Source organism: Methylobacterium sp. TK31 (genome assembly GCF_055361545.1).
In genome coordinates this window covers 2,617,654-2,639,034 of sequence record NZ_CM143964.1, presented here as the reverse complement: position 1 = coordinate 2,639,034, position 21,381 = coordinate 2,617,654, and the positions used below count along the sequence as shown (strand labels likewise).

The following is a 21,381-nucleotide window of genomic DNA, read 5'->3' as shown; positions in this document are numbered from 1 at the left end:
GAGAACCAATCTGGGGAACGACGTGAGTCGTTGCCTCAGTACACGCGCGCCTTCGGCTCGATGTACTGGATCTCGTTCGACATCGTGTAGGTGTGGACCGGGCGGTAATCGATGCTGACCTGCTTGGAGGTGTCATCCATCCAGGCCAGCGTGTGCTTCATCCACTCCTTGTCGTCGCGATCCGGGAAGTCTTCGCGGGCGTGGGCGCCGCGGCTCTCCTTGCGGTTGGCGGCGGATTCCATGGTGACGACGGCCTGACCGATCAGGTTGTCGAATTCCAGGGTCTCGAGGAGATCGGTGTTCCAGATCAGCGAGCGGTCGTTGACGTGGATGTCCGGGATGCCGGCGGCGACCTTGTGGATGAGGGTCTTGCCCTCCTCCAGCACTTCGCCCGTGCGGAACACGGCGCAGTTGTTCTGCATCGTCTTCTGCATCTCGGCCCGCAGCTGCGCCGTCGGCGTGCCGCCGCTGGCGTAGCGGAAGCGGTCGAGGCGCCCGAGCGCCTTGTCGGCGGAATCCTTGGGCAGTTCCATCTGGCGGGCGCCCGCCTCGACGATCTCGGCGCAGCGCAGCCCGGCCGCGCGGCCGAAGACCACGAGGTCGATCAGCGAGTTCGAGCCGAGGCGGTTGGCCCCGTGCACCGAGACGCAGGCGGCCTCGCCGAGCGCCATCAGGCCCGGCACCACCGTGTCGGGGTTGCCGTTCTTCAGGGTCAGCACCTCGCCGTGATAGTTCGTCGGGATGCCGCCCATGTTGTAATGGACCGTCGGCAGCACCGGGATCGGCTCCTTGGTGACGTCGACGCCGGCGAAGATCTTGGCGGATTCCGAGATGCCCGGCAGGCGCTGGTGCAGGATCGCCGGGTCGAGGTGGTCGAGGTGCAGGTAGATGTGGTCGTTGGACTTGCCGACGCCGCGACCAGCCCGGATCTCCATGGTCATCGAGCGGGAGACCACGTCGCGCGAGGCGAGGTCCTTGGCGCTCGGGGCGTAGCGCTCCATGAAGCGCTCGCCCTCGGAATTGGTCAGGTAGCCGCCCTCGCCGCGGGCGCCCTCGGTGATCAGGCAGCCGGCGCCGTAGATGCCGGTGGGGTGGAACTGCACGAATTCCATGTCCTGCAGGGGCAGGCCGGCGCGCAGCACCATGGCGTTGCCGTCGCCGGTACAGGTATGGGCGGAGGTGGCCGAGAAGTACGAGCGCCCGTAGCCGCCGGTGGCCAGGATCGTCATCTGGGCGCGGAAGCGGTGGATCTCGCCGGAGGCCTGGTCGATGGCGATGACGCCGAGGCAGCGGCCCTCCTCGTCCATGATCAGGTCGAGGGCGAAGTATTCGATGAAGAAGTTGGTGTGGTTCTTCACCGCCTGCCCGTAGAGGGTGTGCAGCATGGCGTGGCCGGTGCGGTCGGCCGCCGCGCAGGTGCGCTGGGCGGTGCCCTTGCCGTAATCGGTGGTCATGCCGCCGAAGGGGCGCTGGTAGATCTTGCCCTCTTCCGTGCGGGAGAAGGGCACGCCCCAGTGCTCGAGCTCGTAGACCGCGGCCGGCGCGTTGCGCACGAGGTACTCGATCGCGTCCTGGTCGCCGAGCCAGTCCGATCCCTTCACGGTGTCGTACATGTGCCAGCGCCAATCGTCCGGGCCCATGTTGCCGAGCGAGGCCGAGATGCCGCCCTGCGCCGCCACGGTGTGCGAGCGGGTCGGGAACACCTTCGAGATGCAGGCGGTGCGCAGGCCGGCCTGGGAGCAGCCCACGGTGGCGCGCAGGCCCGCGCCGCCGGCGCCCACCACCACCACGTCGAAGGTGTGGTCGTTGATCGTGTAGGCGGGAGCGCCGTTGCCGTTGGTTCCGTTGGTGGCCATGGGCTGATCCTTCGGGTTCGGGGGGCGGGTCAGACGAGCTTGCCGAGGCTGACGCGCAGGATCGCGTACAGGCAGGCCACGGCGACGACGACCGCGTAGAAGTTGTTGGCGAGGAGGCTCAGGAGCTTGAGCGTCTTGTCATGGACGTAGTCCTCGATGATGACCTGCATCCCGATCCTCATATGGGCCGTCACCGAGATGACGGCGAGGATCAGGAGGAGGGCCACCACCGGGTGCGACATCAGCGCGATGGCCTCCGGGTAGGGCCGGTTCGCCATCAGCGCGACGATGACCACGAAGGCCAGCATCAGCGGCGCGTTGGCGGCGGCGGTCAGGCGCTGGGTCCAGAAATGGCCCGCGCCGTGGCCCGAGGCGCCGAGGCCCTTCACCCGGGCACGGGGGGTGCGCATGGTGGCGTTGGTGTTCTGGCGGTTGTCGACCATTGGTCGGTCTCCTCAGCGCAGGGTCAGGGCGAGGGCCCAGATCAGGACGGTCAGGATGACGGAGCCGATCAGGGTCGCGCGGGCGAGGCCCATGCGCTGGGCGCGGTCGAAGCCGTAGCCGAGGTCCCAGATGAAGTGGCGCAGGCCGCCCAGCATGTGGTGCATCAGGATCCAAGTGTAGACGAACAGCACCAGGCGGCCGACGATCGAGCCGAAGAACCAGGACACCGTGCCGTAGGCGGCCGGGCCCGAGGCGAGTGCCACGAGCCAGATCGCCACCAGGGCCGAGCCGCCGTAGAGCGCCGTGCCGGTGATGCGGTGGAACACCGACATCGCCATGGTCCAGGTCCAGCGGTAGATCTGGAGATGGGGCGAGAGCGGCTGGGCGACCGTGGGGCGGACGGTTGGAGCCATCGTGCTGAAGGTCCTCGACTGGGCGACGCACCCGTTTTTGACAGGGCGCCAAGAAAAATTTGGATCGTCTCTAAAGTGCTACCGGGCACGCGCCAATGCGCAACCCCGCTTTGCCGCAGCGCACATGCGACACAGGCGCCAAATCGTCATTCGGTCGGTCCGGTCTCATGGCAGCCATCCGAGCGCGCGCCACCAGAGATAATCCAGGGGTGCGACGACGAGGAGGGAGGCGAGCCCGGTCGCGAGGGTCAGTCTGGTCGCCGCCCGCAGAGGCACCTTGCCTAGGTCGAGCGCGAGGACGATCGGTGGGGCCTGATAGGGCAGGAACAGGGTCGAGTAACCCACCACCTGGATCATCACCACAGCCATGAGGTCGAGCCCGCTCGCCCGCGCCATCTCGCCGGCGAGCGCCGTATAGAGGGCCGGGGCGCCGTTGGCGGTGACGGCGACCGTGAGGATCGCCGCCAGCCCTGTCAGAATCCCGAAATTGTAGCCCGGCGCGTCCGGGGTCAGCGGTGCCACGTGGAGGAGGGCGTGGCCCAGGCTGGCGCCGAGGCCGGTCTCGTTCACCGTGGCGACGAGGCCCAGCAGGGCGGCGACGTAGAAGCAGGTGCGCAGGTTCACCGCACCGAAGGCCTCGGCCGGCAGCACGCCGATCCGCGGCATCAGACAGAGGATGGCGGCGACGAGGCCGACCCAGGCCGGGGCGATGTGGTGCAGGCTGTCCGTGACCCAGAGGGCGAGGGTGCCGGCCAGGATCACGGCGAGGCGTCGGGCTTCGGGCCGCAGGGGTTCCTTCGCCAGGGCCGCCCCGTTCTCGCCGTGGTCGAGCCGGTCGGGGAACAGCCACAGGATCGCCAGCACGAGCAGGGCGCCCTTCACCAGGGCCAGCACCGGTGCGTGCAGCAACAGGTAGGGTAGGTAGGCGATGTGGAGGCCGTACTGGGTCTCGGCGGTGCCGGCCATCACGAGGTTCGGCACGTTGGCGGGCAGGATCGCGGCCGAGAGGATTGGGGTGGCGAGCCCCACCGCCAGCACGGCCCCGTGCCGGCCCGGGCGCCCGCTTTCGAGGCCGAAGGCGTCGCAGAGGGCGAGCACCACGGGGACGAGGAGGGCGATGCGGCCGAGATTGGACGGCATCACGAAGGCGACGGCGAAGGAGAGGGCGACGATGCCGGCGATGAAGGCCGGGTAGGAGGCCGAGAGGTGGCCCGACAGGCTTCGCGCCAGGCGGTCGCCGAGGCCCGAGCGCGTCATGGCGAGGCCCACCACCATCCCGCTGAGGACGAGCCAGAAGGCCGAGGAGGCGAAGCCCGAGAACACCGTCGCGGGGGGCGCGAGGCGAAACAGCATCGCCCCGGCGAAAAACAGCATCGCGGTGATGATCTCGGCGATGAGCCCGCTGGCCCAGAGGCCCATGCACAGGACGAGCAGGATCGCGGTCAGCACGACCGTCGCCTCCCCACCCATGAACGCCCCTGCCGGCATCGACCGATTCCGCCCCGTTCGCGAGCCGGGACAATGATCCTACCTTGGAGCCGTTCGCAATTCGGAGTTTTCCGATCCAGCCTTCGTCAGACGCGAAGGATCAGAAGCGCGCCGGGTCGAGTTCGAAGGTCGGGGGCAGGGCCTCGAACCACTCGCCGTAATAGGGGTCGCGGGGCAGCTTCGCCGCCCAGCGATCGCGGAAGCGCTGGTGCTCGGCCGGGTCGACCGTGCGGGCCCGGTTGCGGCTCTCGTAGTGGTAGAGGCTGGCCTGGGCGCAGTAGACGCTGCGCAGGCCGCGCTCGCGCAGTCGGAGACACAGATCGACGTCGTTGTAATTGACCGCGAAGCCCGCATCGAAGCCGCCGATGGACTCGAAGTCCGCCCGGCGCACCATCACGCAGGCGCCCGTCACCGCGAGATAGTTGCGGCTGCCCACCGTGGAGAAGTAGTGCCCGGGATCGTCGCCCGGATAGCCGCGGCGGACATGGTCGGGGGTCGCGTCGACGATCGAGACGCCGGCATGCTGGATCTCGCCGGTCTCGAACAGGAGCTTGGGGCCGACGGCGCCGACGCCGGGGATCTGCAGCTGGGCCAGCATCGCCTCGATCCAGTCGGGGGTGATGACGGCGATGTCGTCGTTGAGGAAGACCAGCACGGCGCCGCTGGCCGCCGCCGCGCCGAGGTTCATCTTGGCGGCCACGTTGAAGACCGGCTCGGACCAAGTCACCCGCCGGGCGCCGTGGCGGGCCAGGGCGGCCTCGGTGGCGGGGCGCAGGTCGCCGTTGTCGACCACCACAAACTCGATCTCGGGATAGGTGCTGCGGGCGGCCACGCTGTCGAGGCAGGCGGCCAGGAGATCCACGGTCCGGCCGCCGACGGTGCTGTCGCGCCCGGCGGTGGGGATCACGAGGGAGACGTGGGGGCGCTCGGTCAGCTTGCGCCGCATCTCGAAGCAGCCCTTGAAGGGGCTCGAGCGGGCGAAGTCGAGTTCGCCGGTGCGCCGGGCCCGGTCCTCGAGGCCGCGGATCGCGGCGGCGACGACGTAGTCCTTGTTGTCCATGGTCTGGGCGGTGGAGCCGGGAATCGCGCGCCAGTGGTAGAGCACCTTCGGCACATGGACGACGTTGCGGACGTGCTCGGTGTAGCGCAGGGCGAAGTCGTAATCCTGCGCCCCGTTGCATTCGTCGCGAAAGCCGCCGATCCGCGCTACGATGTCCATGCGGTAGAGCGCCAGGTGGGCGGTGTACATGCAGGCCTCGAGGGCCTCGGGCGACCAGTCCGGCTTGAAGAACGGCTCGTAGCGCACCCCGTCGACGGAGATCTTGTCCTCGTCGGAATAGATGAAGTCGACGGTCTCGTCGGCGTTCAGCACGCGGACGAACTCGTAGAGCGCGTTGTCCGGGATGGCGTCGTCGTGGTCCATCAGGGTCATGTAGCGGCCGGTCGCCAGCGCCATGGCGTCGTTCGAGGCGGCCGAGATGCGCCCGTTGACGGTGCGACGGTGCAGCTTGATGCGCGGGTCCTGGGCTGCGAAGGCCTGTAGCAGCGGCCAGATCCGCGGGTCGGGCGAGTTGTCGTCGCAGAGGCAAAGTTCCCAGTCGGGATAGGCCTGGGCCTGCACCGAGGCGATGGCGGCCTTCAGCCAGCGAAGGGGCGTGTCGTAGACCGGCATGACGATCGAGATGCGCGGGCGCAGGCGAAAGCCCTCGATCTCGGCGCGCATGGCCGCCACATCGAGGCGGCCGGGCGTCTCGACCTTGTCGATCCAGGCCGTGTAGGAGGCCGGGACCGGGCGCGGCCGGGCACTCGCCCGGAAATCCCGCCAGAGCTCGGCGGCACCCTTCGCACGCCAGGCGGCGCGGATGCGGGCGATGAGGCGGGCCGGCGCGCGCTCCGCCTCGGGCAGCGTGTCCAGGAGGCGGCGGGCGGTCTCGGCCAGGGCGCCGACCGGGCCGAGATAGGTCAGCGAGACGTCGCCGAGGCGGAAGCGCCCGGCACCGCTCATCGGGTCGAGGCGCAGGCCCCGGACCCGGCGGGGCAGGTGCACGAGGTTGTCGATGCCGGCGGCGTCGGTCTCCAGGGGAATGGTCAGCGTTTCGCGAAACCCCTTACCGTCGTCGACGTAGAGGATCGGGACGAGCTTGCTCCGGTCGAGCGCCGTGAGGTCGGCGCGCAGGCGCACCCAGCCGCCGCGATGGCGCCGGCGCCCCTGCGGCGGCCAGAGCCGGAAATGCGGGTCGGACCCGGTCGCGCGCCACGTGTCCGGGGTCCCGTCCGCCTCGATCTGGCTGAAGGCGTCGAGGCGACAGCGTAGGGTGCGCGGCAAACCCGGATCCTCTTCGATGCGGGCTCGGGGCCTGCCGAGCCGGCCGGCCGGTCGCCGGACCCGCCGCGCCCGGGGTTTAGGGCAAGCCCGCCGGCGCTCGCAAGGGCGGCCGGGTCCACCTCAGGCGCGGCCGGCGGCGAGGTAGGCGCGCCACCCCCCGTGGTGCGTGATCTCCGGCGCGCCCGCGACCGCATGGGCCTCGCACAGGAAGCCCGAGACGGGCTCGCCGTCGGCGAGCGCGATCTTGCCGATGCCGAGGGGTGCGGGGATCGCGGCGGTGAAGCGCCCGAAGGCCGCGGGGTCGAGGCCCCAGACCTCCACCTCCAGGCCGGGCCCCTCGAATCCAGGCTCGCGCACGAGACCGGGCTTCGGCGGCACCGTGCCGGGCAGGGCGTAGAGCCGGTAACCCGGGGCCGTCCGGGTCGCGCGCAAAAAGGTCGCCCCGAGGTCATGGAGCTGGTGGTTGAGAGGCAGACCGGTGAGATGGGCGCCGACCACTACCAGGGGGATCTGCCCGGAGGTCGCGGGGGCGACCCGGCTCTCCTCCGGCAGGGCGCGGTCGCGGTCGACGCCCATGCCTGCGCCGAGGGCGCGATGCAGGGCATCGGCCCAGGGCGCCAGGGCCTCGTCGCTGAAGCCGGGGCCGACCAGCATCACGCCGGCCGGCAGGCCGTCCCGGCGGAACCCGGCCGGGACCGCGATGGCGGCCATCCCGAGCAGGTTGGCGAAGTTGGTGTAGCGGCCGAAATGGCTGTTCCGGACGATGGGCTCCGCCGCCATCTCGGCGACCGAGTAGGTGGTCGGCGCGGTCGGTAGCAGCAGGACGTCGATCTCGGCCAGGATCGTGTCGGTCCGGCGCTTCAAGGCCTCGAAGGCGTAGCGGCCCCGGAAGGCATCGACGGCGCTGTAGCCGCGCGCCGATTCGGTGATGGCGCGCACGCTCGGGTCCATCGCGGCGGCGTGGTCGGCATGGAACGCCTCGATGGCCGCCAGCCGCTCGGCGACCCAGGGGCCGTCGTAGAGCAGGGCGGCGATCTCGCGGAAGGGCGCGTAGTCGAACGGCACCGCGACGCCGCCGAGGCGCTCCAGCCGGGCGATGGCAGCGTCGTAGAGCGCCGCCGTCTCGGCGTCGCCGTAGAATTCGCGCTCGGCCGGGGCGAGCACGCCGAAGCGCAGGCCGGCCGCCGGCAGCGGGTGTGGGACCACCGGGCGCGAATAGGGATCGGCCGGGTCGAAGCCCTCGGCGATCCGGCGCACGGCGATGCCGTCACCGACCGTGCTCGCGAAGAGCGTGATGCAGTCGAGGCTGCGGCAGGCCGGGACGAGGCCGGTGGTGCTCAGCGCCCCCGGCGTCGGCTTGATCCCGACGAGGTTGTTGAAGGCCGCCGGCACGCGGCCGGAGCCGGCGGTGTCGGTGCCGAGGCTGAAGCAGGCGAGCCCGGCCGCCACGGCGACAGCCGAGCCGGAACTCGACCCGCCGGAGACGTAGTCTGCGTTGAACACGCTGCGCGGGGCGCCGTAGGGCGAACGGGTGCCGTTGAGGCCGGTGGCGAACTGGTCGAGGTTGGTCTTGCCGGTCACGAGCGCGCCCGCCGCCTTGAGGCGGGCCACCACCTCGGCGTCCCGCTCCGGCGTATAGGCGAAGGCCGGGCAGGCGGCGGTGGTGGGCAGGCCCGCCACGTCGATGTTGTCCTTCACGGCGAAGGGCAGGCCCCAGAGGGGCAGGGAGTTCGGCTCCGGATGCGCGGCCATCAGGGCGCGGGCCGCGGCGACGAGGTCGGCGCGCGACACCGGCGTGATGAAGATCGCCGGGTCCGGGGAGGCCGCCATCCGTTCGGCGATGATCTCGGCGAGGCCGACCGGGTCGAGGCTGCCGTCGGCGAAGGCCGCGCGCAGGCTCGCGATGTCCAGGATCGTGGGCAGCATGGGTTCAGGTCTCCTCGATCACCGCCACAAGGTCGCCACCGCGCAGGGTCCGGCCGGGCTGGGCGCGGATCTCCCGCACCACACCCGCCGCCGGGGCGGCGACGGCGATTTCCATCTTCATCGATTCCAGGATCGCCACGGTCTCCCCCGCGGCGACCCGGTCGCCCGGGGCGACCAGCAGCTTCCAGACGTTGCCCGGCACCGTCGTCGGCACGCCGACGCAGCCGGCCGGCACTGCATCCTCCGTGCCGTCCGCGACGGCCTCCTCGGCCACGAAGCTGTCGAGGCCCTCCGCCTTCCAGCGCTGGCGCTCGGCCTCGTAGGCCGCCTGCTGGCGCGCCTTGGCCGCCCGGATCTCCGGGGCGTGCGCCGCGAGTTCCGCGCGATGGGCGGCGTAGGAGAAGGTCCCGTCCTCGATCCGCACCGGATAGGCTCCGTGCGGGAAGGCGGCGCGCGCCTCCGTCAGCTCGGCCGGATCGACGGGAAAGAACCGGATGCGGTCGAAGGGGCGCAGGAGCCAGGGATGGCCGGGCGCGAATTCGCGGGTCGTGCGCCAGGTGTTCCACATCTGGATGGTGCGCCCGAAGAGCTGGTACCCGCCCGGCCCCTCCATCCCGTAGATGCACATGTAGGCGCCGCCGATGCCGACGGCGTTCTCCGGCGTCCAGGTGCGGGCGGGGTTGTACTTCGTCGTCACGAGGCGATGGCGCGGGTCCACCGGCGTCGCCACCGGCGCCCCGAGATAGACGTCGCCGAGGCCCATGACGAGGTACTGGGCGTCGAAGATGATGTCCCGCACGGCCTGCTCGTCGTCGAGCCCGTTGATCCGGCGGATGAACTCGATGTTCGAGGGGCACCAGGGCGCGTTCGGGCGGACCAGCTCCTGGTACTTGCGCATGGCGAGGGCTGCCTGCGGGTCGTTCCAGGACAGGGGCAGGTGGACGGTCCGGCTCGCGACCGTGACGTCCTCGGCGCGGGGCAGGCCGGCCTCGATCTCCCGCAGGGTGCCGAGGAGGCGGCTCCGGCGCAGGGTCGCGCCGTCGTAGTGGATCTGCAGCGAGCGGATGCCGGGCGTGAGGTCGATGAGGCCGGCGAGCCGCGCTTCGGTCACCGCCTGCGCGAGCAGGTGGACGCGCATCCGGATGCCGATGTCGAGCGCCATCGGGCCGTACTCGACCAGGAGGTTGTCGTCGCCCTGGCGGCGATAGGCCACCGAGACGGGACCGGATTCGTCGCGGGCCAGGATCGGCGAGCCCCGCAGCGCGGCGGCGCCATGCCGATCGGCAGGTGGAACGGACTCCCTCTCCTGGAAGGAGAGGGTTGGGGTGAGGTGCGTGACCTCTCCGGATGCGGCACCCACCTCACCCTGTCCCCCTCCTTCCAGGAGAGGGGACCCGCGCTTTCCAGGCTGCACGAGACGATGGTCAGCGCCGGCATCGTCCTCGGGGCGTGCCACGGCCTCGAACCGCACCCGGTCGCCCGGGCGCAGCTGGCCCATCTTCCAGAGTTCGTCGCGCGCGATCACCGCCGGGCAGACGAAGCCGCCGAGACTGGGGCCGTCGGGCCCGAGCAGGATCGGCATGTCGCCGGTGAAGTCGATGGCGCCGATGGCGTAGGCGTTGTCGTGCAGGTTCGACGGGTGCAGTCCGGCCTCGCCGCCATCGGCCCGCGCCCAGCGCGGCGTCGGCCCCATCAGGCGCACGCCGGTGCGGGCGGAGTTAAAATGCACCTCGTAGGTGGCCGAGAACAGGTCGGCGATGTCCGCCTCCTGGAAGAAGTCCGGCGCCCCGTGCGGGCCGTAGACGACGCCGAGGGTCCAGTCGTGGGTCAGGGGCGCCGGTTCCGGTGTCTCGGCCGGCACCGCGCCCGCGTCGCCGAGATGCAGCACGTCGCCCGCCTTCAGCACGCCGGTGGCGTGGCCGCCGAAGGCACCGAGGGCGAAGGTGGCGCGCGAGCCGAGGACGACGGGCGCCGCGAACCCGCCGCGCAGGGCGAGGTAGCTGCGCTGGCCGGGGCCGGCGATCGCCCCGAGGCTCAGGGTCTGGCCGGCCCGTACCGGAAAGGCAGCGCCGTGGGGCTGCTCGGCGCCGTCGAGTTTCGCCGGCATCCGCGCCCCGCAGACCGCCACGGTGGTGGCGGCGTGGAAGCGCAGGGTCGGGCCGGACACCGTGAGTTCGAGGGCACAGGTGTCGGGCGGGTTGCCGACCCGGGCATTGGCCTCGCGGAAGCCGCGCGCATCCATCGGGCCGCTCGGGGGCACGCCGACGTGCCATAGGCCGATGCGGCCGGGCAGCTCCTGCAGGCTCGACTGAGCGCCGGGCAGCAGCACCTCGACGCTGCGGGGATGGAAGGCGAAGTCGCGCAGGGCCGTGGTGGCGACCCGGCCCTCGGCGAAGAGCTCGGAGCCCGCGATGGCGCGGAGATAGTCGCGGTTGGTCTCGATCCCTGAGACCGCCGTGCCGTCGAGGGCCGCACACAGGGCCGCCAGGGCGGCCGGACGGTCGGCCCCGGTGACGATGATCTTGGCGAGCATCGGATCGTAGAACGGCGTCACCTCGGTGCCGGTCTCGATCCAGCCGTCGATCCGGGCGCCTTCGGGGAAGCGCACCTCGGTGAGGAGGCCCGCGCTCGGGGCGAAGTTCGCGTGCGGGATCTCGGCGTAGAGCCGCGCCTCCATGGCAGCGCCCTTCGGAACGAGGGGCCCCGCGGCGCCGATGACGTCCTCGCCGGCGGCCTGGCGGATCATCCATTCGACGAGGTCGATGCCGAAGACCGCCTCGGTGACCGGATGCTCGACCTGGAGCCGGGTGTTGACTTCGAGGAAGGCGAAATCCTCGCGCCCCGGATCGTAGATGAACTCCACGGTGCCGGCCGAGGCGTAGGCGACGCTGGTCCCGAGCGCCACGGCCGCCGCGTGCAGGCGCGCGCGGACCACGTCCGGAAGGTTCGGGGCCGGGGTCTCCTCGATGACCTTCTGGTTGCGCCGCTGGAGCGAGCAGTCGCGCTCGCCCAGGGCCACGACGCGGCCCCGTCCGTCGCCGAAGATCTGCACCTCCACGTGCCGCGCTTCGCCGACGAAGCGCTCGAGGTAGACGCGCGCATCGCCGAAGCTGGCGCGCGCCGTCCGCTCCACCGCGGCGTAGTGCTCGGCCAGGTCCTCGGCGGACGCGCAGAGGCGCATGCCGATGCCGCCGCCACCGGCCGTGCTCTTGAGCATCACCGGGTAGCCGATGGCCTCGGCCGCCGCGAGGGCCGCCGCGCGATCGGGCAGGAGGTCGGTCCCGGGCAGGAGCGGGACCCCGCTCGCCCGGGCGAGTTCGCGGGCGGTGTGCTTCAACCCGAAGGCGGAGAGATGTTCCGGTTTCGGCCCGATGAAGACGAGGCCCTCGGCCGCCAGCCGCTCGGCGAAGGCGACGTTCTCGGAGAGAAAGCCGTAGCCCGGATGCACGGCCTGCGCGCCGGTCGCCCGGCAGGCGGCGATCACCGCCTCGACGTCGAGATAGCTCTCGGCGGCGGGGGCGGGGCCGAGGCGCACGGCCTCGTCGGCCTCCAGCACGCCGCGGGTGAAGCGGTCGGCATCGGAATAGACCGCCACCGAGGCGATGCCCATGCGCCGGCAGGTGCGCCCGATGCGGCGCGCGATCTCGCCCCGGTTGGCGATGAGGACCTTCTGGAACATCAGCCCGCGTCCCGGATCGTGACTCGGATCGGCGTCGGGTTGAAGCCGTTGCAGGGATTGTTGATCTGCGGGCAGTTCGAGATCACGCAGATCACGTCCATCTCCGCCGTGATCTCGACGTAGTCGCCCGGCGCCGAGACGCCGTCGACGATGGCGAGATCGCCGTTCTGCTCGATCGGCACGTTCATGAAGAAGTTGATGTTCGGCGGGATGTCGCGCTTCGTGAGGCCGTACTTGGCCACCTCCAGGGCGAAGTTCTCGCGGCAGGCATGCAAGTACCTGGTGGCGTGCCCGAAGCGGACGGTGTTGCTCTCGCAGGAGCAGGCCCCGGCCGAGGTGTCGTGGCGTCCGCAGGAATCGGCCGTGACCCGGGCCATCACCCGGCCCTCGCTGGAGACGAGGGGCGTGCCGACGGTGACGTAGGCCGCCCCCTGCATCCGCACGGTGTCCTGGGAGGAGTAGCGCTCGCCGAGGTCGTCGGCGCGGTAGAACAGGGTGTCGACCGCCTGGCAGCCTTCCGTGTCGGTGATGCGCAGAGTCTGGCCCCGGCGCACGAGGCCGGACCAGGGGGCCTGGGCCGGGACGGTGACGTCGAGGATCGGGTTCGCGTCGGTCATGCTGCGTCCTCCCTCACTGCCCGGCCAGGGCGTTGTTCTCGAAGCCGCGCGACGCCTCGGGCGTCGCCGTGCGGCAGAGGTCGTCCGCGGCCGCGGGCGGCGCCCGGAAGCGGGTGAGCGCCACGGGGTTCGGCGCATAGTCGGGCGCCGGGTCGAGGGGATGGGGACAGTTCGAGACGGTGACGGTGAGGTCCATCTCGGCGCGCAGGTCGACGAAGTCGCCGCTGCGCCGGCCGGCCTCGTTCCAGGCCAGGCGCCCTTCCGGGCCGACGCTGACCGGGGCGAAGAAGCTGACGAGGGCGGGGATGTCGCGCCGGTCGAGCCCGGCCTTCAGGGCGGCGAGGACGAGGTTGTCCCGGGTGTTGCGGTGGGGGCCGCCCGGATAGCGCGCGGCGTTCGCGGCGGCGTTGGAGCCGCCGGCCAGGGAATCGTGCGCCCCGCAGGAATCCTCGGTCAGCGACAGCATCACCCGGCCCATATCGGAGAACAGCACCCGGCCCTTCTGCAGGGCGGTGGTCCACTGCACCTTCACGGTGTCGGCGGTGTTCAGCCGCTCGGAGGGATCGGCCGCGCTCCAGGCGACCAGGGCGACGCTCGCGGGGCCGTGGTCGAGGGCGATGCGCAGGCCCTCGCCGCGGGCGAGATGCGTCGTCCAGTACCAGCCGCCCGGGAGGGTCTCGGCGTGCAGGACCGCGCCGGAGAGTGGCAGGCCGTGGGGCGAAGGCGGCGGCAGGGCGCGGGGCGCCTGGTCCTGCCCGGCGCGCTTCAGCGCCTCGTAGCGCCGTCGGTTCTCGGCGATGGTCTCTTCGGTGGTGTTCGGTGACGCCGTGGTCATGCCCGTTCCTCAATCGTCCGCCGGGTCGTCCCGGCCGATGGTGAGCCCTGTTCACGAGGCCGGGTCGTCCCGGCCGGGCAGATGAGGGGGTCGGAGGGCCGCCTAGAACAGGTGGCTGTAGCGCTCGATCTCCCACGCGCTGACCGTGAGATGATAATCCTGCCACTCGGCGGTCTTGTAGCGGATGAACTCGTCGCGCAGTCCCTTGCCGAGGGTGCGCTCCACCAGGGGATCGGCCGCGAAGGCCTCCACCGCCTCCATCAGGGTCTGCGGCAGGAAGGCGATGCCCCGGGCTTCGCGCTCGGCATCGCTGAGGTCGTAGAGGTTGTCCTCGTTCGGCGCGCCGGGATCGATCCGCTCGCGCACGCCCTCCAGGCCGGCGGCGAGAACCAGGGCGGCGGCGAGGTAGGGGTTCACCGCCCCGTCCGCGTTGCGGCTCTCGCAGCGCCCGCCGCCGGCCGGCACCCGCACCGAGTTGGTGCGGTTGTTGGAGCCGTAGGAGTTGAACACCGGCGCCCAGGAGAAGCCCGCCATCGCGCCCTGGCGCACGAGGCGCTTGTAGCTGTTCACCGTGGGGGCGAAGGCGGCGCAGAGGGCGCGGCCGTGCTTCAGCACGCCGCCGATGAAGTGGTAGCCGGTCTCGGTCAGGCCGAGGCCGCGCGGGTCGTCCGAGGGGTGGCAGGCGAAGACGTTGCGGCCGGTCTCGCGGTCGAACAGCGACATGTTGAAGTGTGCGCCGTTGCCGGTGCGGTCGGCGAAGGGCTTGGGCATCATCGTGGCGACCAGCCCTTCCTCCTTGGCGTAGTGCTTCGCCATCATGCGGAAGAAGGTCAGCCGGTCGCACATGGTCAGGGCGTCAGCGTAGTTGAAGTCGAACTCGAACTGGCCGTTCGCATCCTCGTGGTCGAACGAATACAGGTCCCAGCCGAGATCGTTGATCGTGGTCGCGACCTTGTCGAGCCAGGCGAAGTTGTCTGTAAAGCCGCGCACGTCGTAGCAGGGCTTGACGAGTTTATCGTCCGCGACCGGCGTGTGCAGAGAGCCGTCGGCGGCTTGGCGCAGAAGAAAAATCTCGCATTCGATGCCGAGGTTGAAGCCGAAGCCCATCGCGTCGGCCTCGGCGAGCACCGATTTCAGCGCCACGCGGGTGGAGAGCGGGTAGGGCCGGCCCTGGAAGGTCAGGTCGGCCGGGGTCCAGGCGAGCTTCGGCTCCCAGGGCAGCTGGACCACCTGGGACAGGTCCGGCACCGAGGCGAGTTCGTCCTCGTTCGGGGCCTGGCCGAGGCCGTCGAGGGCGTAGCCGGTGTAGCGCTCGGAGCCGGCGGCCATCTGGGGCAGGTGGTCGATCGGCACCACCTTGGCCTTCTGGGCGCCGTGGATGTCGACATAAGCGCCGATGACGTATTTCACGCCCTTGGCGCGCAGGTCGGCCTGCAGCGCGGCGATGGCGGGATCGATGTCTGTCGTATGAGCCACGGGCTCGCTCCTCTTACGCGGAAACGTCGTAGGGATGGGGGAGGGGCGGGGTCTCGGCGAGGCCGCGCCGGACGCAGTCGGACAGGTCCTCGACCATCCAGCCGAACAGGCGCTCGCCCTCGGCGCGGCTCGCCGCCGACGGACGGCCGGTGACGCCGTTCCGACTGGTCCGGTTGACCGGATGGGCGAAGACCAGGCCCTCGGTCCGGTCGGGATCGTCCGCCGCGGCGATCCGGTCCGGGCGCACGAGCGCGGGCGCCGTCGCCATCATCAGCGCGGTCTCGGCGGCGTTGGCGTGCCAGTCCGCGGCATCGGCGAAGTGGGCCGCGCGCACCCGCTCGCTGACGGTCGCCGAATTCACGAGCGCCACCATGAGGTCGTCATGGGCGGCGCGCAGCATCTCCAGGGCGCAGCGCAGGGGCGCGGCGTTGGTGACGTGGGCGTTGACCAGGAACAGCCGCCGCACGCCCGAATGATAGGCGGACGTCCCGATCTGCGTGACGAGCTGGGTCATCACGAGGGGATCCAGGGTGATCGTGCCCGGCCACCGCCGGCTGTGGCCGAGGGAACAGCCATAGGGCAGCGTCGGCAGCACCGGCACGCGGGTCCGCACCGACACCGCGTGGGCGAGGCGTTCGGCCAGCACGAAATCCATGCCGCAGCCGAGATGCGGGCCGTGCTGCTCGGTGGCGCCCACTGGCAGGATCGCGGCCCGCGATACCGCCGCGAGGTCGCCGGGAATTTCCTCCCAGGTGCGCTCGGCCCAGAGCAGGGGGGCGACGGCCATCACTCGACCTCGTCGCCGGCCGGCGCCATGCGGGTGACGAGGGCCGTGGCGGCGGGCTCGTCGGCCTCGGCCTCGTCCCGGGGTGGGTGGATCAGCGCGTCGAGCCGGGCGCGGGTGGCGCGGAATTCCGGCCCCAGCATCTGGTCCGGGCTGCGCGGACGGGGCACCGGCACCTCGATGAGCTCGGCCACCTCGCCCGGATGCGCCTTCAGCACCAGGATGCGGTCGGCGAGGTACACCGCCTCGTCGAGGTCGTGGGTGATGAACACGATGGTGATGTCGATCTTGCGCCAGATCTCGATGAGGTAGGCCTGCATCCGCGCCCGCGACTGGGTGTCGAGGGCCGAGAACGGCTCGTCCATGAGCAGGATGCGCGGGCGGGTCGCCAGCGCCCGCGCGATGGCGACCCGCTGCTTCATGCCCCCCGAGAGCTGGTGCGGGTAGGCCTCGGCGAAGGCCTCGAGCCCGATCAGCGCCAGCCATTGCCGGGCCTCGCGCTCGGCCTCGCGCCGGGGCGTTCCGTTCTCCTCCAGGCCGAAGGCGACGTTGCGCAGGACGCTGAGCCAGGGGAACAGCGTGTAGCCCTGGAAGACCATGCCGCGGTCCGCGCCGGGCCCCGAGACCGGCACGCCGCCGACCCGGACCACGCCGGAACTCGCCGTCTCCAGACCGGCGAGGATGCGCACGAAGGTGGACTTGCCGCAGCCGGAGGGGCCGACGACGCAGAGGAATTCACGCCGGTGGGTGACGAGATCGATGCCGCGCAGGGCCGTCGTCTGGCCGCCGCCGGAGGCGCGGAAGACCTTGCCGAGCCTCTCGACGCTGAGAGCGACTTCGCGGCTCTTGAGCTCGGCGAAGCGTGCCCGCACCGGCTCGGACAGGGTGCGGTAGTCGCAGGGCTCCACCGGCAGGGGGATGGGCGCGGGTGGGGGGAGGGCGTCGGCGCGCGTCATGCCTCGCTCCGGTCGTAGGGAAAGAGGCGGCGCCCGATCCAGGCCAGTGCGAGGTCGGTGGCCGAGCCGACGAGGCCGATGATGAGGATCGCGGCGTAGACGTTCTCGAAGTGCTGGTAGCGGGCCTGCTGGGTGATGAAGAAGGTGATGCCCGAGGAGGTGCCGATCAGCTCGGCGACGATGAGGTAGGTCCAGGCCCAGCCGAGGAGGATGCGCTGGTCGCGGTAGAGCTGCGGCAGCATCGCCGGCACGATGACCCGGCGGATCAGGCGCAGGTTGCGCGCCCCGAGGGTGAGGGCGGCCTCGATCAGCAGCGGCTCGATCCGCCGCGTCGTGTTGGCGATGACCAGGACCTGCTGGAAGAAGGTCCCGATGACGATGATCGCGATCTTGGGTCCGTCGTAGATGCCGAGGATCGCCACCATCAGCGCCCCGAAGGCGGGGGCCGGCATGTAGCGCACGAACTCGATGACGGGCTCGGTGAGGCGCGCCAGGGTCGGCTGCGCCCCGCAGAGGATGCCCAGCGGCACCCCGACCACGGAGGAGAGCAGGAAGCCCCAGACAATGATCTGGATCGAGTGCCACAGGCTCAGGGGCAGGCGGATCGCGTCGCGCTGGGTCGGCGTCGCGGTGAGCGACGTCCAGAGCGCCACCGCGACTTCGTGCGGCGCGGGCAGGTAGACCGGGTTGGCGGGATTGCCGGTCGGCACCGCGCCGTTGGCCGCCCGCGCGCCCGCGACCTCGTCGGCGAAGACGGCCTTCGGCACCCGCATCCCGGGTTCCATCCAGGCGACGTCGCCGGGTTCCGTCACCTCCACCAGGGGATGCCAGAGGAACGGCACGTAGGAGACCGCCGCCCAGGCCAGCACCGGCAGCAGGAAGGAGAGCACCGCGAGCACGCTCCGGCGCCGGGACGAGAGCGGCCGGGCGACGCCCACCCAGGAACGCCGCCGCGCAGCCGCCTTCGCCGGCGCCGCGACAGGCGGCATCGGCAGCGCGCCGGCCGGCGCCGGCTCCCCCGGCGCGCCGCCCGCGGGCAGGGGGCGGCGCATCGCATCGCTCCGCGGCTCGGCGCTCATTTGCCGTCCGTTAGCGCCGGATCGATGTAGCCCTTCACGTCCTGCGGGGTCTTGTAAACCTCGTACTTGACGTTGAAGGCGTCGGCGTAGCGGCTCGATCCGTAGAGGGAGCCGAAGCCCTCGGCATCGGCCAGCACCTTGCGGCCGTCGGTCAGGGTCAGGAGCTTCGTGCCCTTGAGGAAGCGGGTGAAGACCGGCGGCTCGATGCCGACCTTGGCGGCCATGATGGCGACGGCGTCCGCCTGGGTCTTCGGATCCTGGATGTAGGCGACCACCTTGTCCCAGACGGCCACGAACTTGATCCAGTCGGCGCGGCGGGCGGCCAGGCTCGCCGGCGTCACCGTCACCACGTCGTAGATCAGGCCCGGCTCGTCGGCGGAGGTGTAGAGCGGCCGGGCCCCGGCAGCGCCCTTCATCGCCTGGCCGGCGATGGGCTGCCAGGCGCCCACCGCCGAGACGTCGCCGGAGGCGAGAACCTGGGGCGTCTCGTTGGTCTTCACGTTGACGAGGGAGACGTCGGTCTCCTTCAGTCCGAGCTTCGCCAGACCGTTGATCAGCAGCAGGTGTTCGACCAGCCCGACCTCGAGCCCGACCTTCTTGCCCTTCAGCTCGGCCAGCGCCTTCACGCCCGGCTTGCCGACGATCATGTCATTGCCGTTCGAGTAGTCGGTCAGCATGATCATGACGTTCTTGGCGCCATTGCCGCCCATCACGAGGGCATCGCCGTTGGTGCAGGTCACTGCATCGAGCTTGCCCGCCGAGAAGGCATCCATCGAGGCCGAGTAGTCGAACCACTCGAACTTCGCGTCGATGCCGGCTTCCTTGAGCCAGCCCTTCTCGATGGCGACCTGCCAGGCGACCCAGCCGGGCCAGTCGCTATAGCCGATGCGCAGCGGCTCGTCGGCCCGAGCCGGCGCGACCGTGGCGGGCACGACCGCGAGGAGACCGAGGGCGAGCAGCCCGCCGGCGACGTTCCTGCGGGTGGCGGCGAGGACCGAGGACATGAGCATCTGTGATCTCCGGACGCGTAGTACGATCTGACGAAATCGTAATACCGACGGGATTTCACGGATACAAAAGCCGTGCCAAGGTGAGCGAGCCGGTGGGAGATTTGTGATGGCGGACGACGTGACGGCTTCGACGGTTCCCGAGGACGCGGATGGCATGCGCAGAAGGCCGGTGAGCCGGATCAGCCTGTCGCTGTCCGAGGATCTCCTGGGCGAACTCGACGCCATGGTGGGCGAGCGCGGCTTCGCGAGTCGCTCGCAGGCGGTGGCGACGATCCTCCACCGCTCCCTGGTCGAGCATCGGCACCAGGTCGGCGACCGCGTGATGGTGGGCACCATCACCCTCTGCTACGACCACCTCGCCAATGGGCTTCAGCAACGGCTGGCCGACCTTCAGCGCCGCTACATCGCCGAGGTGATCTCCTCGCTGCACGTGCATCTGATGCACAACCAGACCTTGGAGGTCGTGCTGGTGCAGGGTCCGGCGGACACGCTCCAGACTATCGCGGACGCGATGATCACCGAGCGGGGCGTCATCTCGGGGCGCCTCGAACTCGTGGCCGCCCTGATCCCGCCGATCCACCCGTTCCCGGGCGAACCCGCCTGAGGCCGGTCAGGTCTGCCAGACGCGGGGCAGGGGCCGCTCGCGATAGCCGGTGAGGACGCGCTGGGCCACGGCCCGCAGGGCGTCCGGGTCGCGGCCGAGGAGCCGGAGGACGAGGTGGCCGTTCCAGGCGCTGGCGGCCGCCGAGACGCCCTCCGCGCCGTTCGCGTCGAGGAGGGCGCGAGCCTCCTCCAGCCGGCCCTCCGCCGCGGGCGAGACGTCGAGCATCGTCGCCATGGCGCGGGCGCCGTTGCCGATGGCCGTGCGGGCGAGCTGGTCCGACAGGGCACCGTCGAGGCGCAGGGTGTCGGCATAAGCGAGGCGCCCGTCGCGCCGGATGCGCCAGGTGTCGGTGAGATGGCCTCGCGTCATCGGCTCGTCGCGGGCGGTGCGCCCGAAGGTGACGGCTTCGAAGGCGAGAAGATGGGCGCCCGGTGCCAGATCCGCCTCGAAGCGTCGCGCCAGGGCGGCCCGGTCGAACAGGATCGTCTCCTGCGGCAGGTGCGCGAGGCGACCGCCGGGCCCCACCGTCACGGCGGTGGAGACGCGGCTCACCGGGCCGTCCGACCGATAGACCTTCTCGGCAGCCGTGGTGGTCAGGGTGAGGTCGGCGCCCGGGCCGACATCGAGGGTGACGCGGAACGCATCACCGCAGGCGATGCCGCCGGCGGTGTTCAGCAGCACCGCCTCGCAGGGGCCCTTCGGCCGACGCGGCAGGCGCAGGCGCAGGGGGCCGCCCTCGCCGATGTCGCGGATGCGGGTGTCGTGCCCATCCGCGCAGGAAACGCTCAGGTGGATCCGCCCCTGCGAGCGCTGGCGCTCCGGCGCAGCGACGGGGAGCACCGGAGGATCGGGATTCCGCAAGGCCGCGCGTCAGGCCGGGCCGGTGGCGACGGGACGCTCGGGGTCGGACCCCCATTCCGACCAGGAACCATCGTAGAGGGCGCGGGGCGGACGCCCGAGAGTCTCGAGCGCCAAGCCGACGATGGCGGCGGTGACGCCCGAGCCGCAGGTGGTGACCACCGGCTTGCCGACATCGACGCCGTTCTCGGCGAAGGCGGCGCGGAGGGCCGCCTCGTCCTTCAGGCGGCCCTCGCTCTGGAGTGCGGCGTAGTGGACGTTGCGGGCGCCGGGCATGTGGCCGGGCCGGACGCCGGGACGCGGCTCCGCCTCCTCGCCGCGGAAGCGCGCACCGGAGCGGGCATCGACCACCTGCGCGCTGCCCGATTCCAGGGCACGGGCGATGTCGCCGGCATCCGCCACGGCGCCGTGGTCGAGGCGGGCGGTGAAGTGGCGCCGGGCGCGCGGCCGGCCCTCGCCGTCCTCGACGGGATAGCCCGCGGCGACCCAGGCCGGAAATCCGCCCTCCAGGATCTCGACATCGCGCACGCCGTAGGTCTTCAGCATCCAGCGCACCCGCGGCGCCGAGAACAGGCCCATGCCGTCATAGACCACGATGTGGGCACCATCGCCGATGCCCAAAGCCCGCATGCGGGAGGCGAACACCTCCGGCCGCGGCAGCATGTGGGGCAGGGACGAGGTCTCGTCGCTCATCGTGTCGATGTCGAACCGGATCGCGCCGGGAATGTGCCCGGCCAGATATTCGGCCCGGGCGTCGCGCCCCTGGGCCGGCAGGTACCAGGATCCGTCGAGGATCACGATGTCGGGCGCACCGAGCCGGGCATGGAGCCATTCGGCCGTGACAAAGGGCGTCGTCGCCATGGTTTTCTCTGTTCGATGGGCCGGAGGTCGTCCGGCCGGGAGTCGCGTTCGAATGTTCAGGTGCGCCCACCAAACCACATCCCGCCGCCGGTTGCACCCTGCCCGGGCGGGCTTTGCGATCTGAACCGGCTCCGCGCGAGCGGCGTTGAACCGGGAAGACAACCGTCGG

At 71.1% G+C, this 21,381-nt stretch carries 17 protein-coding genes; 1 reads left to right on the top strand and 16 read right to left on the bottom strand.

Annotation, left to right across the window (positions count from 1 at the left end; all coding sequences use genetic code 11):
• Positions 1–35 precede the first annotated feature (35 nt).
• The 14 genes from sdhA to ACXJY8_RS12125 all read right to left on the bottom strand — a co-directional run bounded on the left by sdhA (position 36) and on the right by ACXJY8_RS12125 (position 18,889).
• Positions 36–1,856 (bottom strand): succinate dehydrogenase flavoprotein subunit, encoded by a 1,821-nt coding sequence (gene sdhA / locus ACXJY8_RS12190; protein ID WP_447675613.1) that lies wholly within the window; start codon positions 1,854–1,856, stop codon positions 36–38.
• Positions 1,857–1,885: 29 nt separating this feature from the next.
• Positions 1,886–2,299, bottom strand: coding sequence for a succinate dehydrogenase, hydrophobic membrane anchor protein (gene sdhD / locus ACXJY8_RS12185; protein WP_463769211.1), 414 nt, complete (start codon positions 2,297–2,299; stop codon positions 1,886–1,888).
• Between the two features lie 12 nt (positions 2,300–2,311).
• Positions 2,312–2,713 (bottom strand): succinate dehydrogenase, cytochrome b556 subunit, encoded by a 402-nt coding sequence (gene sdhC, locus ACXJY8_RS12180; RefSeq protein ID WP_056474844.1) that lies wholly within the window; start codon positions 2,711–2,713, stop codon positions 2,312–2,314.
• Between the two features lie 165 nt (positions 2,714–2,878).
• On the bottom strand, positions 2,879–4,201 hold the full coding sequence (locus ACXJY8_RS12175) for an SLC13 family permease (RefSeq protein WP_463769209.1): 1,323 nt from the start codon (positions 4,199–4,201) through the stop codon (positions 2,879–2,881).
• A 100-nt stretch (positions 4,202–4,301) separates the two neighbouring features.
• The gene (locus tag ACXJY8_RS12170; protein WP_463769207.1) at positions 4,302–6,527 is read right to left on the bottom strand and encodes a glycosyltransferase family 2 protein; all 2,226 of its coding nucleotides are present in this window, start codon (positions 6,525–6,527) and stop codon (positions 4,302–4,304) included.
• A gap of 120 nt (positions 6,528–6,647) precedes the next feature.
• Positions 6,648–8,453 (bottom strand): allophanate hydrolase, encoded by a 1,806-nt coding sequence (gene atzF, locus ACXJY8_RS12165; RefSeq protein ID WP_463769205.1) that lies wholly within the window; start codon positions 8,451–8,453, stop codon positions 6,648–6,650.
• A 4-nt stretch (positions 8,454–8,457) separates the two neighbouring features.
• Positions 8,458–12,132: a 5-oxoprolinase/urea amidolyase family protein gene (locus ACXJY8_RS12160; RefSeq protein ID WP_463769203.1), complete on the bottom strand. Its 3,675-nt coding sequence runs from the start codon at positions 12,130–12,132 to the stop codon at positions 8,458–8,460.
• Positions 12,132–12,749 carry an urea amidolyase associated protein UAAP2 gene (locus ACXJY8_RS12155; protein WP_463769201.1) on the bottom strand — a complete coding sequence of 206 codons (618 nt, stop codon included), beginning with the start codon at positions 12,747–12,749 and terminating at the stop codon, positions 12,132–12,134. The genes ACXJY8_RS12160 and ACXJY8_RS12155 overlap by 1 nt, the downstream gene beginning before the upstream one ends.
• Positions 12,750–12,762: 13 nt before the next feature.
• Positions 12,763–13,584, bottom strand: coding sequence for an urea amidolyase associated protein UAAP1 (locus ACXJY8_RS12150; protein ID WP_463769199.1), 822 nt, complete (start codon positions 13,582–13,584; stop codon positions 12,763–12,765).
• Between the two features lie 102 nt (positions 13,585–13,686).
• Entirely contained in the window at positions 13,687–15,060 is a 1,374-nt protein-coding gene (gene glnT, locus ACXJY8_RS12145; RefSeq protein ID WP_463769197.1) for a type III glutamate--ammonia ligase, read from the bottom strand.
• A gap of 13 nt (positions 15,061–15,073) precedes the next feature.
• Positions 15,074–15,847, bottom strand: coding sequence for a creatininase family protein (locus ACXJY8_RS12140; RefSeq protein ID WP_463769195.1), 774 nt, complete (start codon positions 15,845–15,847; stop codon positions 15,074–15,076).
• On the bottom strand, positions 15,847–16,800 hold the full coding sequence (locus ACXJY8_RS12135) for an ABC transporter ATP-binding protein (protein WP_463769193.1): 954 nt from the start codon (positions 16,798–16,800) through the stop codon (positions 15,847–15,849). Before ACXJY8_RS12135 ends, ACXJY8_RS12140 begins: the two co-directional genes overlap by 1 nt.
• Entirely contained in the window at positions 16,797–17,852 is a 1,056-nt protein-coding gene (locus tag ACXJY8_RS12130; RefSeq protein WP_463769191.1) for an ABC transporter permease, read from the bottom strand. The genes ACXJY8_RS12135 and ACXJY8_RS12130 overlap by 4 nt, the downstream gene beginning before the upstream one ends.
• A 23-nt stretch (positions 17,853–17,875) precedes the next feature.
• Positions 17,876–18,889 (bottom strand): ABC transporter substrate-binding protein, encoded by a 1,014-nt coding sequence (locus ACXJY8_RS12125; protein ID WP_463769189.1) that lies wholly within the window; start codon positions 18,887–18,889, stop codon positions 17,876–17,878.
• 154 nt (positions 18,890–19,043) lie between these two features.
• Between ACXJY8_RS12125 and nikR the strand changes: the two genes are divergently transcribed.
• Complete coding sequence (gene nikR / locus ACXJY8_RS12120; RefSeq protein ID WP_463769187.1) at positions 19,044–19,493, top strand: nickel-responsive transcriptional regulator NikR; 450 nt, start codon at positions 19,044–19,046, stop codon at positions 19,491–19,493.
• A gap of 6 nt (positions 19,494–19,499) precedes the next feature.
• Here nikR and ACXJY8_RS12115 read toward each other — a convergent pair whose 3' ends face one another.
• On the bottom strand, positions 19,500–20,333 hold the full coding sequence (locus ACXJY8_RS12115) for an urease accessory protein UreD (RefSeq protein WP_463769185.1): 834 nt from the start codon (positions 20,331–20,333) through the stop codon (positions 19,500–19,502).
• A 30-nt stretch (positions 20,334–20,363) separates the two neighbouring features.
• Positions 20,364–21,212, bottom strand: coding sequence for a 3-mercaptopyruvate sulfurtransferase (sseA, locus tag ACXJY8_RS12110; protein ID WP_463769183.1), 849 nt, complete (start codon positions 21,210–21,212; stop codon positions 20,364–20,366).
• Between the last annotated feature and the right edge of the window lie 169 nt (positions 21,213–21,381).

Excerpts from the sequence above, each read along its gene's own strand:
- sdhA (WP_447675613.1), bottom strand. The coding sequence starts at position 1,856 with ATGGCCACCAACGGAACCAACGGCAACGGCGCTCCCGCCTACACGATC.
- sdhD (WP_463769211.1), bottom strand. The coding sequence starts at position 2,299 with ATGGTCGACAACCGCCAGAACACCAACGCCACCATGCGCACCCCCCGT.
- sdhC (WP_056474844.1), bottom strand. The coding sequence starts at position 2,713 with ATGGCTCCAACCGTCCGCCCCACGGTCGCCCAGCCGCTCTCGCCCCAT.
- ACXJY8_RS12175 (WP_463769209.1), bottom strand. The coding sequence starts at position 4,201 with ATGCCGGCAGGGGCGTTCATGGGTGGGGAGGCGACGGTCGTGCTGACC.
- atzF (WP_463769205.1), bottom strand. The coding sequence starts at position 8,453 with ATGCTGCCCACGATCCTGGACATCGCGAGCCTGCGCGCGGCCTTCGCC.
- ACXJY8_RS12160 (WP_463769203.1), bottom strand. The coding sequence starts at position 12,132 with ATGTTCCAGAAGGTCCTCATCGCCAACCGGGGCGAGATCGCGCGCCGC.
- ACXJY8_RS12155 (WP_463769201.1), bottom strand. The coding sequence starts at position 12,749 with ATGACCGACGCGAACCCGATCCTCGACGTCACCGTCCCGGCCCAGGCC.
- ACXJY8_RS12150 (WP_463769199.1), bottom strand. The coding sequence starts at position 13,584 with ATGACCACGGCGTCACCGAACACCACCGAAGAGACCATCGCCGAGAAC.
- ACXJY8_RS12140 (WP_463769195.1), bottom strand. The coding sequence starts at position 15,847 with ATGGCCGTCGCCCCCCTGCTCTGGGCCGAGCGCACCTGGGAGGAAATT.
- ACXJY8_RS12135 (WP_463769193.1), bottom strand. The coding sequence starts at position 16,800 with ATGACGCGCGCCGACGCCCTCCCCCCACCCGCGCCCATCCCCCTGCCG.
- ACXJY8_RS12130 (WP_463769191.1), bottom strand. The coding sequence starts at position 17,852 with ATGCGCCGCCCCCTGCCCGCGGGCGGCGCGCCGGGGGAGCCGGCGCCG.
- ACXJY8_RS12125 (WP_463769189.1), bottom strand. The coding sequence starts at position 18,889 with ATGCTCATGTCCTCGGTCCTCGCCGCCACCCGCAGGAACGTCGCCGGC.
- nikR (WP_463769187.1), top strand. The coding sequence starts at position 19,044 with ATGCGCAGAAGGCCGGTGAGCCGGATCAGCCTGTCGCTGTCCGAGGAT.
- sseA (WP_463769183.1), bottom strand. The coding sequence starts at position 21,212 with ATGGCGACGACGCCCTTTGTCACGGCCGAATGGCTCCATGCCCGGCTC.